We start from the raw sequence: 15,739 nt of genomic DNA on the forward strand, positions 1-15,739 counted from the left end.
TTCTTTTGTATATTGCTAATGCGGTTTTATCACGTTTGGTAGTTTGTTGTATTTTAAGTAAAAAACAAGCAATATAAAAAAATCTCAAAATTAGAAATCCCAGGCTATATTATGATGTTCGGATACTTCGCAGGTTATTTAGGAGCCGATCCTGAAGAGAGAATGACTTCTAAAGGTAAACGCGTTGTTGTTCTTCGATTAGGCGTTAAAACTCGTGTTGGAACTAGAGACGAAACTGTTTGGTGTAAGTGTAATATTTGGCATGATCGTTACGATAAAATGATTCCTTATCTTAAGAAGGGATCTGGTATTATTGTTGCTGGAGATATTGCCGTTGAGAGCTATATGAGCAAAGATGGAACTCCTCAAGCTTCTTTGGTTATTAGTGTAGACTCTATTAAGTTTAGTCCTTTTGGAAAAAGTGATAATAGTCGTTCTTCTCATGCTGAAGAAAAGAGTTCTACAGCTTCTTTTGAATCTGTTTCTGTTGGCTTTGATAGAGAATCTTTGGATGTTGAGTCTATTGGTGATAAGGGCATGTACGCTGGTTATGGTCAAGAACAGCAATATGTCTGCGAGGATGTCCCTTTTTAATCAGTTAAGAAACCAGATATAGTTAACGAGGAGTCGAAAGATGGCTTTGTTTCATGCCCAAGCTTCTTGGAGTAAGCGAGGAAAAGCTGACGCAGTTGTATTACCCTTTTGGAATGTCAAAAATAAAGCAAAAAATGCTTCAGAAAATACTAAAGAATACGAAGCATTATATCTTCCTGCTTTAGAAGATTTTTCTGGGAAAAGTGACCAAATAGAGTTTCTTTATGGAAATCTTAAGGGAAAAGAGAAACGTATAGTGCTTTTGGGCCTTGGATCTCAAGAAGAACTTTCTATGGAAAGTATACAGTGTATTTACGCTAAGCTCTCTAAGGCTTTAAGAAAAGCTAAGTGTTCTACTGTGAATCTATTATTACCTGTAATTTCTGAGTTACGCTTTTCTGTAGAAGAGTTTCTCACAAATCTTTCTTCTGGAATGCTTTCATTAAATTATAATTATCCTTGTTATAGTAAAAAAAATGATAGCGAACCTCTTCTTAAAAAAATCTGTGTATTAGGAGTTGTTCCTAAGATTGCAGATCGTATTTTTCAGAGAGAAGAAGCTATTTTTGAAGGCGTTTTTCTTACTCGAGATTTAGTGAATCGTAATGCGAGTGAGATAACTCCTCAGAAACTAGCAGATGTTGCTCAAGGGTTGTCTCGGGAATTTCCTAGTCTTGATGTTAAGGTTTTGGGGAAAGAAGCTATTCTTAAAGAACAAATGGGATTGCTTGCAGCTGTTGCTCAAGGCTCAGCTGTAGATCCACGTTTTATTGTTTTAAGCTATCAAGGTAAGCCTAAGTCTAAAGATCATACAGTTCTTATTGGTAAAGGAGTCACATTTGATACTGGAGGCTTAGATCTTAAGCCTGGGAAATCTATGCTAACGATGAAAGAAGATATGGCTGGAGCCGCAACTGTTCTAGGGATTTTGTCCGGATTGGCTGCTTTAGAATTGCCTGTGAATGTTACTGGTATAATTCCTGCTACAGAAAATGCGATCGGTAGTGCTGCCTATAAGATGGGAGATGTCTATACTGGTATGACTGGTCTTTCTGTAGAAATCGGTAGTACCGATGCTGAAGGAAGATTGATCCTTGCTGATGCAATCTCTTATGCCTTAAAATATTGCAAGCCTACACGCATTATAGATTTCGCAACATTGACAGGTGCTATGGTAGTCTCTCTGGGAGATGAGATTTCTGGAGTTTTTTCTAATAATGATGTTTTGATGCAAGATTTATTAGAAGCTTCTGTAGAGACTTCCGAACCTATATGGAGAATGCCTTTGGTTCGGAAATATGATAAGGCTTTGAAATCTGATATTGCTGATATGAAGAATCTCGGTAATAACAGAGCAGGAGCCATTACCGCAGCTTTATTTTTACAGCGATTTTTAGAAGAATCTCCTGTTGCTTGGGCTCATTTTGATATTGCAGGAACAGCGTTCCGAGAAAAAGAAGAAGAGCCTTTCCCTAAATATGCTTCAGGATTTGGTGTTCGTTGTATTCTTTTTTATTTAGAAAAACTTTCTGTTTAAATGGCTACTTTTCAATTTCTTGTGTGCTAATAATATTTTATTTTTAAAAAATAAAATAAAATAAACATTTTTTATTAAAGTTTTTCGGATTCCTTGTCGATAGATCAGATAAGTAATTACCTGTCTAATTAGAGGAATGAAAATGTTAGGCACACAAAAAAAACGTTGCAGTAAGAAGTCTCTATCTTCTCGTAAGACTGTAGCGAAAAAAGCTACGGTTAGAAAAGTAGCAGCTAAGCGTACAGTAAGAAAAGCTCCAGTAGCTAAGAAAACTGTTCGTGCTTCTGTTAAAAAAACAGCAACTAAAAAACCTGTACTTCGCGCTTCTGTAAAGAAAGCTTCTTGTGCTTTAGCTTGTAATAAGCATCATAATCATACATCTGCTTGTAAGCGAGTATGTTCTTCTTCAGCAACAAGAAAATCCGGTTCAAAAAACCGAGTTCGTACAGCTCATGGTTGGCGTCAGCAATTAATGAAACTTATGTCTAAGTAATTGATTAGACTTTTTAATCATCTTATTAGAATTAACGGTAAAGGAAAAATTCTTTACCGTTTTTTGTTTTGATGGGTTTTTTGTCTGAGTTCTACTATACAGTTACAGAGATCCTAGGTATAGTTGGGTGCTTATATAAAGTATCTTGAGCTCTAGGTGTATGATGCATAAGTCTTTAACTAATTTTGATGAGTTTGCTCAAGTCTATAAGAAAAAACTACCTTCTATCGCTCTTATAGGTTCATCTTCGGAAGAAAATGAGGGGATATTAGAATTGCTCATTTCTGGTGAGTTTCAAAGTGTTGAAGCTCGAATGTTTTCTATCGAAATGGTGTCTCAGAAGACTGAAAATTATGATATGTTTTCTAAAAGAGAAACTTTTGGAATTTTTCAAGCAGAGAAGTTACCTCAAGTAACTAAGGAATTTTTTATGGAATATATAAAAAATCCTCTTCCTAATCTTAATTTTCTTCTTATGACAACAAATTTTACAAGCTTTCAAGAGCTTAAAGAACTTTATCCTTCAGCTCTTTCTGTGAATCTTTTTGAAGAAAGGGCTTTTGATAGAGAAAAACGTATTGTTGCTTTATTATCTTCAAAAGCTTCTCAGTTTGGGATCTCTTGTACCCCCTCTATTGCTGGAGTTTTTATAAGAAAGCTTAAGGGTGCAACACTATATGATATTCTTGGTGAGTTCGACAAGCTCTTATGCCACATTGGAAATAAGGGTATTTTAGAATTTTCTGATATAGAGTGGTTTGTAGAAAAAAGAGAAAAAATTTCTTTATGGAAATTTCGAGATGCTTTTTTGCAAAGACAACTTGGAGATTGTTTGCAGCAGTTGCACGCCTTGTTACAGGATCGGAGAGAAGATCCTTTGGGAATTATAGCTTTTTTACGAACACAATGTCTTTATGGGTTACGAGGTTTTGAAGAAAATTTAATAGAGGATAGTAAATTTCGTTTATTCGTTTCTTATGGTAAAGAAAAGCTTTATCAAGCATTAAGTTCTTTATTTTATGCTGAAAGCATTATAAAAAATAATCTTCAGGATCCTGTTATTGCAATAGAGACTCTACTTGTAAGGATGACAAAGTTATGACATTATATCTTTTCCCAAATACTCTAGGTAACCGTCGTTTGGAAATGCTTCCCATAGCTCTTGGGGAAATCATTCGTAATCTCAATGGATTAATTGTAGAGAGTGATCGTGGTGGACGAGCATTCCTGAGTTTATGGAAGATCCCTGATGTTCATAAGTTTCCTTTAGCTATTCTCAACAAAAAAGATCGATCTACAAAAGCATGGGATTTCTATTTAGAGCCTATAGTGAAGCATCAAGAAAATTGGGGATTAATATCCGATGCGGGACTTCCTTGTATTGCAGATCCTGGAAGTGGTTTAGTTCATAGAGCTAGGTCTTTAAAAATTCCTATTCAAGCATTTTCCGGTCCTTGTTCAATAACTTTAGCACTAATGTTATCTGGACTTCCTTCTCAAAACTTCACTTTTTTAGGTTATCTTCCTCAAAATCCTCGAGAGCGTTCTAAAAGTATCCAAGATTTTGCAAAAAAAGCTCACACATTTGTATGCATTGAAACTCCTTATCGCAATGCTTATACATTCCAATCTCTTTTAGAATTTTTACCTTTGCATGCTCAAGTTTGTGTTGCTAGAGATTTGTCGGGAGAATTTGAACTTGTTTTAACACGATCTGTAGAAACTTGGATTCATTCTCAAGATCTTGAAGATATAAAAGCTGCAATAACAAAAATTCCTACAATTTTCGTTTTTTTCATTCCTAGATAAAAAGTATAAATTCTTGTTGTAACTCTTAATCTGTTTAGGAAGAACAAGAATTTTTTTCTAATTTACTAGCTAAATTTGCGTAATGATCCTTAACTCTTCTTGCTTTCCAACAGAGAACAAAAGGTTCTATACATGCCCAGATGGTAATCATAGAGTATATTGAAGAAATTGTTGTTTCTGCAGGAGTTGAAAGAGTTTTTTTAGGTTTAAGTGTCCGTGAAAAAATAAAATTTCTTTTTGGGGTCATTGTAGAAACGGAAATCAAAATTGCAAGTAGTGCCATAAGAAATATGCTTACTTGAAAACGACGAAAATGCTTTTTTGGAGCTAAAGATTCTTTTCGAAATAGTAAAGCATAAACAATAAGTGAAGGGAAAATACAAGCTAACGTAACACTAATTGCATAGCTTAAAACAATAATAATAGGTGACATATGATTCTCTAGGAAGTTTTGCCTACTAGCGTAAAGATTTCGACTAAATCCGTCAATTTTATGATTCAAAAAGAAATGCCCATAATTTCTTCTGCTACAGTGTCATGAAATAACCTCCCTCGCTTATTTAGAGCTAGAGAGTGATCTTTGTATTCGAAAAGTTGTTTTAGAGAAGAACATTTCTCTAAAGCTTCCCAAAGTTCTTTAGGGAAATCTTTTTTTTGGGCTCCTTCTATGAGCCTGAGGCGTAGTGATAGAGCTTCTTTTATTTTTTCTTTTTCAGAAAGAGTTTCTGAGAATTCTTGTATAGGAAGGTTTCTGTAAATAGAGCGTAAGTAGGAGGAAATTCTAGAAACATTCTTTGAGCGTTCTCCTTGAAGATATTGGGATGCAGAAACACCTAAACCTAAAAAAGGACGATCTGTCCAATAGCAGAGATTGTGTTTGGATTCATAGCCTGGCTTTGCATACGAACCAAGCTCATAGCGTGCAAAGCCATGGGAAGTAAGTAGTTCTTCAGCTAAAGAACTCATCGTTGCTAAAATTTCATCAGAAGCAAATGTTGAAGCTAATACTTTTCGGTGTTTATAAAAAGAAGTATGAGGATCTATAGTTAGATTATACAAAGAAATATGTGTAAGAGGAAGTTTTAAAGCTTGTTGTAAATCACAAAGGAAACTTTCAAGAGTTTGTGTTGGAAGACCATAGATAAGATCTATAGAAAGATTTATAAAATCAAAAGCTTTACAACATTGTAAAGCTTTTATTGCATGAGAAGAAGTGTGAGTTCTTCCTAAAAGACGTAATAGAGGATCGTCAAAGGTTTGTACCCCAAGGCTAATTCTATTGATTTGAGTTTGTCTCAGAGAATGTAAGAAAATTTCAGAGAGATTTTCAGGATTTGCTTCTAGAGTGATTTCTTTCGCTTGCGGAGCTAATGTAGAGATAATTTCTTCAAGTTTCGATGGAGGAACTAAAGACGGAGTTCCTCCACCGAAAAATAGTGTATTTACATAATAATGATCTCGAATTGAGGCAAGCTTTTTCTTTCCTTCTCGAATGATGGCATTACAATATAACGCTACAGTTTCCGGCTTATGGGGAATTGTATAGAAACTACAGTAATGACATTTTTTTGAACAAAAAGGAATATGAATGTAGAGAGCTAAAGGAGACTTACCATTCATTTGCATCGGGATCCATAATACCTCCACGTCTCCATCGATTGCGGTCACTGAAAGGATCTTCTTCGTCATCTTCGCTAGAATAATCGATTTCTATAGCACCTTCTTCCCTATCTTCATCAGAGAGTTCTAGTTCTACAGTTTCTCCTGGATCAAGATCAATTTCTGTTTCCGTAGGCTCTACGAATTCTATGTCTGACATGCTAGGGCCATCAGGATAGACTGTTTTTGCAGGACTACGTCTTGGAGTAACATACTCTTCAACTTCTCCATTTTCTTTGAGCAACTGAAGTCGCTCCTTTTCCTCATGGATTTTGTTCTCTAAATGACGAATTTCATCTTTGTGCCTGTCGATTTCTTTTTTAGGGACTAGACCAAGTTGCATCCATTGAGTTAGGTCATGCAGCTCAGACTCGAGCTTTTTCAGGCGTTCACTTTTCATCTGGGAATTACCCTCCTGTGTTCGAGAGCAGGTGTACAGTATTCTTTGGTTTTTTTTCAACTACAGAAAAAAAACTAAAATTTGTTATGAAACAAAAATTTATGGTCTAAAGAATAATTTCCTATGGATTCCGAATTTGCTGGACAGATTCACGCCTTAGATGTGGATTGGATAGAATCTGTTTATGAAAAGTTTTTAAATCAAGAGACTTTGGATCCTTCTTGGAAATATTTTTTTGAAGGATATCAATTGGGACAAGCAGACTCTGAGTCTTCTAGGGACGTTTCTATTGAAAGCCAAGCTTACAAAACTTTACAAGAAAGAAAAGCTCAATTTCTTTGTATGATTTATCGGTGTTATGGCTATCTTCAAAGTGATACTTCTCCTCTATCGACCTCTAGAGAATCCCCTTTGATTCGTGAAAAAATCTCTAAAATAGATTTAGAAGAAGAGATTTTTTCTTGCGGTCTTCTTCCAAGGCCTGTGGTAAAAGCAAAAGAGCTAATACAGGAACTAAAGAAGCACTATTGTCGTAGCATTACAGTTGAAACTCTTACATGTTCTCCAGAGGTTCAAGAGTTTGTTTGGGCTCTTATGGAAGGAGAAAAACCTAAAAGAAGTTCTCAACAGCTGATTCGTTGTTACAAGGATCTTTGTAAATCAATATTTTTTGAGGAGTTTTTGCAGGTAAAGTTTACTGGGCAAAAGCGCTTTTCTTTAGAGGGAGGAGAGGCTTTAATAGTGATGTTAGAGCATATGAGTCATTATGGAGTCTCTTTAGGAATAAATCGCTATGTTTTAGGAATGTCCCATCGTGGGAGGTTAAATGTTCTAACAAATGTGTTATCAAAGCCTTATCGCTATGTTTTCATGGAATTTGAAGACAACCCTAATGCTCGTGGCTTGGAATCTGTCGGCGATGTAAAGTATCACAAAGGTTATGTTACAACTGCTCATCGTAAAAATGGTGAAGAAATTACCTTAGCATTGCTTCCAAACCCTAGTCATCTAGAAGCTGTAGATCCTGTTGTTGAGGGAGTTGTTGCTGCTTTGCAACACCAAGGAAAATCTGGAGATGAACGGAAAACTTTAGCTGTACTGATTCATGGAGACGCAGCTTTTTCTGGACAAGGAATTGTTTACGAAACTCTGCAGCTGAGCCAGATTCCAGGGTATTCTACAGAAGGAACTTTACATATTGTTATTAATAATCTTATAGGATTTACAGCCCAACCCAGAGAATCTCGATCAACTCCTTATTGCACAGATATCGCCAAGATGTTGGGAATCCCTGTTTTTAGAGTGTGTGGAGAAGATATTTTAGCGTGCTTAGAAGCAATAGAATATGCTTTGAAAATTCGCGAACGTTTTGGTTGTGATGTTATTATAGATCTGTGCTGTTATCGTAAGTATGGTCATAATGAAAGCGATGACCCTTCAGTAACAGCTCCAAAGTTGTATGATCAAATAAAGAAAAAACCTTCTGTTCATAAAATCTTTAAAAAATTTCTACAAGAACATTATTCTGAGGAGATTTCGGAATCAGAGTTGAGCTCTATAGAACAAGAAATTCATGAAACCTTAAATCATGAGTTTCAAGTATTAAAAGAAGAAAATTTTGAAAGTTTTCCCAAGAAAAAATGTGCCCATTGTGATCGTTTGCAGGGAGGAGAGTTAGTTTTTCATGATTTAGATGTGTCTTTAAGTAAGGATACTTTAAAGCATATCGGATCACGTCTTTGCGGTATTCCTAAACATTTTTCTCCTCATCCTAAATTAAAATCTCTTTTTGATAAGAGACTTAAAATGGTTTCTGGTGAAATTGGCTGTGATTGGGCTATGGCTGAGGAGCTTGCTTTTGCTTCTTTATTGATAGAAGGGTTCTCTCTCAGACTTTCTGGCCAGGATTCTATTCGAGGAACTTTTAGTCAGCGTCATTTACTTTGGAGTGATATTGTTACTGGAAATACATACTCTCCCTTATATCATCTGTCTCCGGATCAGGGTGCTGTAGAGATATATAACTCTCCTTTATCTGAATACGCTGTTCTTGGATTTGAGTACGGTTATGCTCAACAAGCAATGAAAACGCTGGTTTTGTGGGAAGCTCAATTCGGAGATTTCGCTAATGGAGCTCAGATCATTTTCGATCAATATATTTCTTCAGGAGTTCAAAAATGGGATTTTCATTCTGATGTAGTTATGTTGCTTCCTCATGGTTATGAAGGTCAGGGACCAGAGCATTCTTCGGCGCGTATAGAGAGATATTTGCAATTAGCTGCAAATTGGAATTTTGAAGTAGTTATACCCTCGACTCCTCTGCAGTATTTTCGTATTTTACGGGAACATACGAAAAGAGATTTATCATTACCTCTAGTGATCTTTTCTCCTAAGATGTTATTACGACACCATCAATGTGTAAATTTTTTGGATGAGTTCTCTGTTCCTGGAGGTTTTCTTTCTGTTCTTGAGGATGCCAATCCTAACTACAATGCAAAGATTCTCGTGTTATGCTCTGGGAAGGTTTATTATGATTATAGAGAGAATCTTCCTGACTCTCGTCGAGAAGACTTCGCTTGTTTGCGAATAGAGAGTTTATACCCGTTATGTCTTGATGAGCTTGTTAAGCTTTTTGATAGATATTCAAAAGTGCAACATTACGTTTGGCTTCAGGAAGAGCCTAGAAATATGGGAGCGTACGAGTATATGCTTATAGCTTTACAGGATATTCTTTCTACAAAATTGAAATGTGTATCTAGACCTCGTAGTAGCTCTTCCGCATCTGGATCTGCAAAATTGGATCGTCAAGAATTTTTAACATTTATGGAAACATTGTTCTCTTTAAGGTAAGACATGATTACAGAGGTTCGCATTCCTAATATTGCGGAGTCAATTACAGAAGTTACTATAGCATCAATTTTAGTGACATCAGGAAATCTTGTTCAGGAGAATCAAGGTATTGTTGAAATCGAAAGCGATAAATTGAATCAACTAATTTATGCTCCAATTTCTGGAAGGATTACATGGAGTGTTAGAGAGGGGGATGTAGTTGCAATTGGTAGTGTTGTTGCCAATATTGATGATGCCGAGGAATCTTTGAGTGTGAATCCTAAGGAATCTCTAGAAGTTACTACAAGTAATTCTGAGGCAGAAATTATTCGTTTCCCTACTGATCAAAATAAACCTCCTGCTGAAGGAAAGATATTCACCCCTCTTAGAGATAAACTTGCTTTTAATCCTTCAGGACGAGAGGAAGTCAGAGAGCGCATGTCTTCGATTCGAAAGACTATCTCCAAACGTTTGATTTCAGCTTTACATGAAGCTGCTATGTTGACGACTTTTAATGAAATTCATATGACGCCTCTTATAAAGTTAAGAAAAGAAAAACAAGCAAGTTTTACTGAGAAGTTTGGTGTGAAGTTAGGATTGATGTCTTTCTTTGTAAAAGCTGTTTTAGAAGGGTTGAAAGAGTATCCCAGAGTTAATGCTTATATAGATGGAGATGAGATCGTTTCTCGCAAGTACTATGATATTTGTTTGGCAATTGGTACAGATCGAGGCCTTGTTGCTCCAGTGATTCGAGATTGCGATGCTCTTTCTTGTAGTGATATCGAGAAAAAACTTGCAGATTTAGTAGAGCGATCTCGAAATGGACAACTTTCTCTTTCAGAATTAGAAGGAGGAGGGTTTACCATTACTAATGGTGGTGTTTACGGATCTTTGTTTTCTACCCCGATTATCAACCCTCCCCAAGTAGGAATTCTTGGGATGCATAAAATAGAAAAACGTCCTGTTGTTCTTGATAATGAGATTGTAATTGCTGATATGATGTATGTTGCATTAAGTTATGACCACCGTATTATTGATGGAAAAGAAGCTGTGGGTTTTCTCGTGAAGGTTAAGGAATGCATTGAAAGGCCCGAGATACTCTTAAATTTCTAAGTTTTATATAAGACTATTCTCTTGGAAGAAGCATTACTGCAGTAGTATTATTTTTCTGTTTCTTAGTGTGAGTTTGAGAAAATTCTTCAGGGTGTTGCGCAATATAGCGTGCTGAGAAAAATAATTCATGTTTTGTATATGTGCATGTATCAAGAATAGTAATGTTATTATTTGGAATTCCTAGAGAACGCAGTTGTTTGTATGCAATACCTCGGAAATTTATATGCCCGTTGGGTTCCATAAAAGTTTGAAAATTACGAGGGAAAAGTGTGTTGTAATCGGGATACGTGCTATAGTTTGGTCCCAAAGAAGGACCGATAGCAACAATTAGATCGCTTGGTTGTGAATTATAAAATTTTCGTAATTTATGCGCGGTTACAGCGTAAATATTTCCGATAAGTCCTCTCCAACCACAATGTACATTCGCAATTACATGATGTTCTTGATCATAGAAAATTGCTGCTTGACAATCAGAGTGACGGATATGTAGAGAAAGCCAAAGTTCTTTTGTAAACAGGCCGTCTCCAGGTTGTTGGCAGGGGGTTGTCATTTTAGCTTGGCGTACCGTTGTGCTGTGGCGTTGATGAAGATCGCAGTAACTCTGCGCTTTTAGATTCGCCACTATATCTAAGTTTTTAGCTGGAAAAACTTTTCCATGAACGTCATGCTGTTTTGGAAAAATTCCATGTTTTATAGGAAATTTTTCAAGTTCTTTAAGAATAAATTTATCAAGAGGACCTGTATCTAAAACTAAAGACATTGCAATGTTTGATCCTGTTTATTTTGGATCTTCCCATACGCCATACTGTTTTAGAAGTCGAACTAATTCGTCTTCGGCTTCTTCCATTGGGATATGAGCTTTTACACAAGTATGCTTAACATAAAGATCTATCATACCAGCTTTAGATCCTACGAAACCAAAGTCTGCGTCAGCCATTTCTCCAGGTCCGTTAACAATACAGCCCATAACGGCAATTTTCAATCCTGGAAGATGCTTTGTCTTTTCATGAATACGGATAGTGACTTCAGGAAGGTCGAATAAGGTACGTCCACAACCTGGGCAAGAAATATATTCTGTTTTTACAAGGCGTACTCCTGCACTTTGAAGTGTCCCAAAAGCAATTTCTCGACATGCTTCAATTGAGATATTAGGGAGATCTAGAACAATAGCTTCTCCCAGGCCATCGAGAAGGAGAGCCCCAAATTCTGTTGCAATAGAAACTGCTGCAACTTCCTCGTCATCGAAGTCCCTAGAAAAAACAAGTTTTGTAGGTTTTCCTTGATGACCTTCTTGTTCGAAGAAATCCCGACAAGTATAAATGAATGGTTCTGTCGCATGAAAGTGTACAAAAGGTGCATTGTGTACTTCAGGGCTATTCCAGGCTTCTTTATTATAGGAATAAAGACAAGGAACTTGGTAATAGTGAAATACTAAAAAGTACTCACTGAGAGCTTTTACAATAGGACTATCTAGAAATTCCTGGGGGACGATAACACCTTCTGGTGTAGTAAATTCTTTAGTTCCTGTTTTAAGATCAACACCAAGTTTTTTCAAAAGTTCTTCAGAAGAATCAACTAAATGTTTTTCATATAATTTTATAAATACCCCATAAACAGATCCCCAAGGGGTCTTTTTAGATATTTTGTTTGCAGCAGCCACAAAGCTTTCTGAGTTTTCTAAAGCAAAAGAATTGGGTTTCTTCTCAAGATTAAGGTATATTGTAGTTTGATTGAGAAGGCTTTTGCATACGGGAATTTCTGTTGTTGGGCATCCTGTGAGTGAGCAGCGGATAGTATCTCCCAAACCTTCGGTCAGGAGAGTTCCAATTCCTACCGCGGATTTTATAATGCCATCCATTCCCATTCCTGCTTCGGTAACTCCAAGATGAAGGGGATAAAGCCACCCTCGGGAATCTAAATCTTTGGCAAGTTGACGGTAGGCTGCAACCATTACTTTGGGATTGCTGGATTTTATAGAAAAGACAACATCACGATAGTCTAAGAGTTCACAAATAGTGATGTATTCCAGAGCAGAGGCAACCATTCCTTCAATAGTATCACCATACTTTTGCATAACTCTTTCAGAAAGAGATCCATGATTTACTCCAATACGCATAGCTTTCCCTTGTCGCTTACACTTTTCAACTAAAGGAGAAAACTTGTCTTCTAAGCGTGTTAAACTGTGGCGATAGTTAGCTTCTGTGTATGTTTTTTTCCCCGAAAATAGGTTCCGTTTGTCAACATAGTTACCGGGATTAATACGGACTTTATCTACAAAGTCGACAACATGCATCGCCGCTTGAGGAAAGAAGTGGATGTCTGCCACTAGGGGAATATACAGCCCCTTCATAAGAAGTTTTTCTTTAATCTTTTCACAAGCTTGGGCTTCTTTGATTCCTTGAACAGTAACACGAGCTATTTCACAACCACATTCTACTAAAGCGTAAATCTGTTCCACAGTAGCGTCAACATCTGCTGTTGGAGTCGTTGTCATAGATTGGTTTTTTATTGAATGCTCGCTTCCAACATAAAGATGTCCAATTTTTACTGAATGCGTGAGTCGTCGAGAGGTCTTTGTTAGAATTGTCATAGGAATTCTATTTAAACAGAAAATTTATTAAAAACTTATAGAAGGTTAGTGTGTCCTGAATTTAAATTCTAAGAATTAATGAAATATATTTTGAAAAGATCAAAATATTAGTCTTTGTTTAAAGGATTATTTTCAGAGTGAGTTAGATATAGGGTGAATACTATAGGAAGTTCTTCTTTAGTAGGATTATTTTCTTTTTCTCTGAGAATCTCTTTAAAAGCTGCACTGAAGCCCATTAAAAGGGCTTCTTGTAAAGTGAACTTAACTGCTTTATGATAGAGCTTTCTACCTTGCCAATCTTCAGGAAGAAATATTTCAGGAGCCGTAAAATGAACTTTTGATATTCCAGATGATGCAAGCTCTTTAAAGAGTTTAGTGTAATATTTTATACAACTCTCCTTAGTATTTGTCATGAATGGCATTGCATGAGAAGATACTTGGTCGCGGCCTCTAGAACGGATAATATCCAGATCTTTTTGGTAATGCCCCCAAGGGCTCCAAGCTAAGGCTAGCTTTTGAGGATCTTTGGTTGGGTCTGGGTCTTCACTTTCCCAAACGAACTCTTCCCAAGTGGCTGGAACTTGCTTCTCAAGCATAGTTTGCCAACATTTTTCCCAGCAGTCCTTGGAGAGTCTTTCTTTAAGGTTTAATAAGTCCTTATTTTTTAGGGGTGTTCCCTCCTCGTCAGTTGTATACGGGGGAAGGAAGTGCATCATACAAACTCCCTCTTCATTATCCCTAATAACAGGGTGTTTAGGTGTTTGAGCTGTAATGAGGCTTACTGTAGGTATTGCTTTCAAATGGTAAACTTCTATTTTTTCTGCATCAGTTATTTTAATACTTTCAGGGAGTTCTAGAGATAGAAGTGTATATGAATTTAGCAGAATTTCTGTAATCCCGGGATACTTTTTAGGAAGTTCAGGTTCTTTTTCGGGTTCTTTTAATGGTTTGGGAAAGAGAATATCGCTAACTTTTTAATAGAAAAATCGCGTAAAACAATGTAAATGAGAGCTAGGCTTAGTAAGGCTGTGATGATTAACATAGAAGTTATAATTGTAGCATTTAACCACAAAGGGAGTCCTAGGAAAAAGAGAGAAATAAGTACCGCACAAGCTGCGATCAAATTAAAAATAAATATTCCGATTATAATACACTTTTGTAATGTTATAGCGTTTTTCTTAGAAGATTTGTCGAGCTCAGAAATCTCTTGCGATGATTGAGTATTTGTTTGTGTAATAGAATTAACCATAACTCTTTTATATATAATGAGAAAAGCATCTATAATATCCTTTTTAGGACATTGGGGTCAAGTATCTTGTTTTAAATGTTTTTATTGAATATCATCTAAGGGTTGCTTATCTGGGTTTATTAAATAGAGTGTAAAAGAAGCTGGGAGAGAGGAGTTTTTTTCCTGTTCTACGGTAATTTCTTTTGCTGCCCTATGAAAACCTTCCAAACATGCTTTTTGTATCTCTCTATTTTCAGTGAAGAAGTTCTCAGAATAAACGAACTGGTTGCTTCTATCTCTAGGTATAAATACGGTAGAGGTATCAAAACAAATTTTTGATATCCCAGACAACATAAGATCTTTGAAAAATTTCGTGAAGAAATCAAGACTATGCTTAAAAGAGTATTTTAAGAAGGTTGGAACTGGAGATAGTGACTCGGTTTCAAGTGAATCAATATCTTCTTGATAATATCCCCATGGGCTCCAAGCTAAAACTAGTTTTTGAGGGTCCTTGGTTGGGTCCGGAGTTTTACTCTCCCAAATGAACTCTTTCCAATTGCCTGAGATTTGCTTTTCTGACATAGCATCATAGGCTGTTTTCCAACAAGTTTCAGAAAGCCTATTTCGAAGATCTACTAAATCTCTAGTTTTTAAAGGTTCGTCTCGATTTCTTGATGTGTGTGGAGGTAAGAAGTGCACCATACAGACCCCCTCTTCATTATCTCTAATAATGGGATACTCTGGTGCTTGAGCTGTAATAAGACGAAATTGTGGGGCTATCTTTAAAAAATAACTTTCTACGTTATAAGCATTGGGTATTCTAATATCTGCAGGGAGGTCTTTAGAAATCAAAGAGTAGTAGGTATGAAGTATTTGTTTAATTCTTGCTCTTCGGATTGGAATGTCTACAATGGCCGGAGGTTCTATAATAGATGGAGTTTCAATAACTGGGTGTTGTTTTTTTTCTGAAGCAAGCTTTCTTGAGAGTAGCATATAAGATAAAGCAAAGAGAACAGATACAATGGTGACTGTAGCAATTACAACCGTGATGTTTACCCATAGGGGAAGTCCTAAGAAAAAGAGGGAAATGCATACGGCTATACCTACAATTAAAGAAAGACTCGCAACTTTAATTAAAACTTGAAGACATCTTGATATTTTTAATTGAGGTGTTATTGATATCTCAGAGGTCTTCAGAGATTCTTGTGAGATATTATTAACAGACATATTTTATGTGACTTGTATAAAGATCTTTAAGATTTCATTTGTAAATGAGTATTACTTTATTGAAACTTTTATTTTTAAGCATTCGCAATTTCATTTTAAAATAAAATTCTGTTTTCAAATACAGCTCACGTTGGTATGTTCAGGATGAGATTTGCTTCTTACTGTGAAGGCTTTCAGCGTAGGGCACTGAGCCAAAGAGGGACAGCCTTCTTCTAAGGGGAAAGAAAACCAGATTAATCACTGTTGTAATTCCACTGTAG

The 15,739-nt window shown here is 36.2% G+C and carries 14 protein-coding genes and 1 pseudogene; 7 read left to right on the forward strand and 8 right to left on the reverse strand.

Annotated features, from left to right (window positions below):
- The first annotated feature begins 111 nt into the window (after positions 1-111).
- The 5 genes and pseudogenes from JMS40_RS03215 to JMS40_RS03235 all read left to right on the forward strand — a co-directional run bounded on the left by JMS40_RS03215 (position 112) and on the right by JMS40_RS03235 (position 4,433).
- Positions 112-594: a single-stranded DNA-binding protein gene (locus JMS40_RS03215; protein WP_201456842.1), complete on the forward strand. Its 483-nt coding sequence runs from the start codon at positions 112-114 to the stop codon at positions 592-594.
- A 40-nt stretch (positions 595-634) separates the two neighbouring features.
- Positions 635-2,131 carry a leucyl aminopeptidase gene (locus JMS40_RS03220; RefSeq protein ID WP_201456843.1) on the forward strand — a complete coding sequence of 499 codons (1,497 nt, stop codon included), beginning with the start codon at positions 635-637 and terminating at the stop codon, positions 2,129-2,131.
- 157 nt (positions 2,132-2,288) lie between these two features.
- Positions 2,289-2,624: pseudogene (locus JMS40_RS03225) on the forward strand (histone H1-like repetitive region-containing protein); the annotation flags it as partial.
- Positions 2,625-2,787: 163 nt separating this feature from the next.
- Positions 2,788-3,726: a hypothetical protein gene (locus JMS40_RS03230; protein ID WP_201456855.1), complete on the forward strand. Its 939-nt coding sequence runs from the start codon at positions 2,788-2,790 to the stop codon at positions 3,724-3,726.
- Complete coding sequence (locus JMS40_RS03235; RefSeq protein WP_201456845.1) at positions 3,723-4,433, forward strand: SAM-dependent methyltransferase; 711 nt, start codon at positions 3,723-3,725, stop codon at positions 4,431-4,433. Before JMS40_RS03230 ends, JMS40_RS03235 begins: the two co-directional genes overlap by 4 nt.
- 34 nt (positions 4,434-4,467) lie before the next feature.
- On the opposite strand, the gene JMS40_RS03240 is transcribed toward JMS40_RS03235, so the two are convergent.
- The 3 genes from JMS40_RS03240 to JMS40_RS03250 all read right to left on the reverse strand — a co-directional run bounded on the left by JMS40_RS03240 (position 4,468) and on the right by JMS40_RS03250 (position 6,492).
- The gene (locus JMS40_RS03240; RefSeq protein ID WP_201456846.1) at positions 4,468-4,866 is read right to left on the reverse strand and encodes a hypothetical protein; all 399 of its coding nucleotides are present in this window, start codon (positions 4,864-4,866) and stop codon (positions 4,468-4,470) included.
- Between the two features lie 65 nt (positions 4,867-4,931).
- Positions 4,932-6,053, reverse strand: a complete 1,122-nt coding sequence (gene hemW / locus JMS40_RS03245) for a radical SAM family heme chaperone HemW (RefSeq protein WP_201456856.1) — start codon at positions 6,051-6,053, stop codon at positions 4,932-4,934.
- Complete coding sequence (locus tag JMS40_RS03250) at positions 6,043-6,492, reverse strand: hypothetical protein (RefSeq protein ID WP_201456847.1); 450 nt, start codon at positions 6,490-6,492, stop codon at positions 6,043-6,045. Before JMS40_RS03250 ends, hemW begins: the two co-directional genes overlap by 11 nt.
- 123 nt (positions 6,493-6,615) lie before the next feature.
- Between JMS40_RS03250 and JMS40_RS03255 the strand changes: the two genes are divergently transcribed.
- Together JMS40_RS03255 and JMS40_RS03260 are read left to right on the forward strand one after the other, a co-directional pair.
- The gene (locus JMS40_RS03255) at positions 6,616-9,342 is read left to right on the forward strand and encodes a 2-oxoglutarate dehydrogenase E1 component (protein ID WP_201456848.1); all 2,727 of its coding nucleotides are present in this window, start codon (positions 6,616-6,618) and stop codon (positions 9,340-9,342) included.
- A gap of 3 nt (positions 9,343-9,345) precedes the next feature.
- Positions 9,346-10,434 (forward strand): 2-oxo acid dehydrogenase subunit E2, encoded by a 1,089-nt coding sequence (locus tag JMS40_RS03260; protein WP_201456849.1) that lies wholly within the window; start codon positions 9,346-9,348, stop codon positions 10,432-10,434.
- A gap of 13 nt (positions 10,435-10,447) precedes the next feature.
- Here the strand turns inward: JMS40_RS03260 and pgeF are convergent, their stop codons facing one another.
- The 5 genes from pgeF to JMS40_RS03285 all read right to left on the reverse strand — a co-directional run bounded on the left by pgeF (position 10,448) and on the right by JMS40_RS03285 (position 15,479).
- Positions 10,448-11,200, reverse strand: a complete 753-nt coding sequence (gene pgeF / locus JMS40_RS03265) for a peptidoglycan editing factor PgeF (RefSeq protein WP_370545328.1) — start codon at positions 11,198-11,200, stop codon at positions 10,448-10,450.
- Positions 11,201-11,212: 12 nt separating this feature from the next.
- Complete coding sequence (locus tag JMS40_RS03270; protein ID WP_201456851.1) at positions 11,213-13,024, reverse strand: 4-hydroxy-3-methylbut-2-en-1-yl diphosphate synthase; 1,812 nt, start codon at positions 13,022-13,024, stop codon at positions 11,213-11,215.
- 107 nt (positions 13,025-13,131) lie between these two features.
- Positions 13,132-13,824, reverse strand: coding sequence for a hypothetical protein (locus JMS40_RS03275; protein WP_201456852.1), 693 nt, complete (start codon positions 13,822-13,824; stop codon positions 13,132-13,134).
- 140 nt (positions 13,825-13,964) lie between these two features.
- The gene (locus JMS40_RS03280; protein ID WP_201456853.1) at positions 13,965-14,273 is read right to left on the reverse strand and encodes a hypothetical protein; all 309 of its coding nucleotides are present in this window, start codon (positions 14,271-14,273) and stop codon (positions 13,965-13,967) included.
- Between the two features lie 81 nt (positions 14,274-14,354).
- The gene (locus JMS40_RS03285) at positions 14,355-15,479 is read right to left on the reverse strand and encodes a hypothetical protein (protein ID WP_201456854.1); all 1,125 of its coding nucleotides are present in this window, start codon (positions 15,477-15,479) and stop codon (positions 14,355-14,357) included.
- Between the last annotated feature and the right edge of the window lie 260 nt (positions 15,480-15,739).

The sequence above is a fragment of the Chlamydia sp. 17-3921 genome, assembly GCF_902705545.1.
Lineage (GTDB): Bacteria > Chlamydiota > Chlamydiia > Chlamydiales > Chlamydiaceae > Chlamydia.

Bases quoted from the DNA above. Each gene is read 5' to 3' on its own strand.
- JMS40_RS03220 (WP_201456843.1), top strand. From the start codon at position 635: ATGGCTTTGTTTCATGCCCAAGCTTCTTGGAGTAAGCGAGGAAAAGCT.
- hemW (WP_201456856.1), bottom strand. From the start codon at position 6,053: ATGAATGGTAAGTCTCCTTTAGCTCTCTACATTCATATTCCTTTTTGT.
- JMS40_RS03240 (WP_201456846.1), bottom strand. From the start codon at position 4,866: ATGTCACCTATTATTATTGTTTTAAGCTATGCAATTAGTGTTACGTTA.
- JMS40_RS03250 (WP_201456847.1), bottom strand. From the start codon at position 6,492: ATGAAAAGTGAACGCCTGAAAAAGCTCGAGTCTGAGCTGCATGACCTA.
- JMS40_RS03285 (WP_201456854.1), bottom strand. From the start codon at position 15,479: ATGTCTGTTAATAATATCTCACAAGAATCTCTGAAGACCTCTGAGATA.
- JMS40_RS03255 (WP_201456848.1), top strand. From the start codon at position 6,616: ATGGATTCCGAATTTGCTGGACAGATTCACGCCTTAGATGTGGATTGG.
- JMS40_RS03230 (WP_201456855.1), top strand. From the start codon at position 2,788: ATGCATAAGTCTTTAACTAATTTTGATGAGTTTGCTCAAGTCTATAAG.
- JMS40_RS03215 (WP_201456842.1), top strand. From the start codon at position 112: ATGATGTTCGGATACTTCGCAGGTTATTTAGGAGCCGATCCTGAAGAG.
- JMS40_RS03260 (WP_201456849.1), top strand. From the start codon at position 9,346: ATGATTACAGAGGTTCGCATTCCTAATATTGCGGAGTCAATTACAGAA.
- JMS40_RS03235 (WP_201456845.1), top strand. From the start codon at position 3,723: ATGACATTATATCTTTTCCCAAATACTCTAGGTAACCGTCGTTTGGAA.
- JMS40_RS03280 (WP_201456853.1), bottom strand. From the start codon at position 14,273: ATGGTTAATTCTATTACACAAACAAATACTCAATCATCGCAAGAGATT.
- JMS40_RS03270 (WP_201456851.1), bottom strand. From the start codon at position 13,024: ATGACAATTCTAACAAAGACCTCTCGACGACTCACGCATTCAGTAAAA.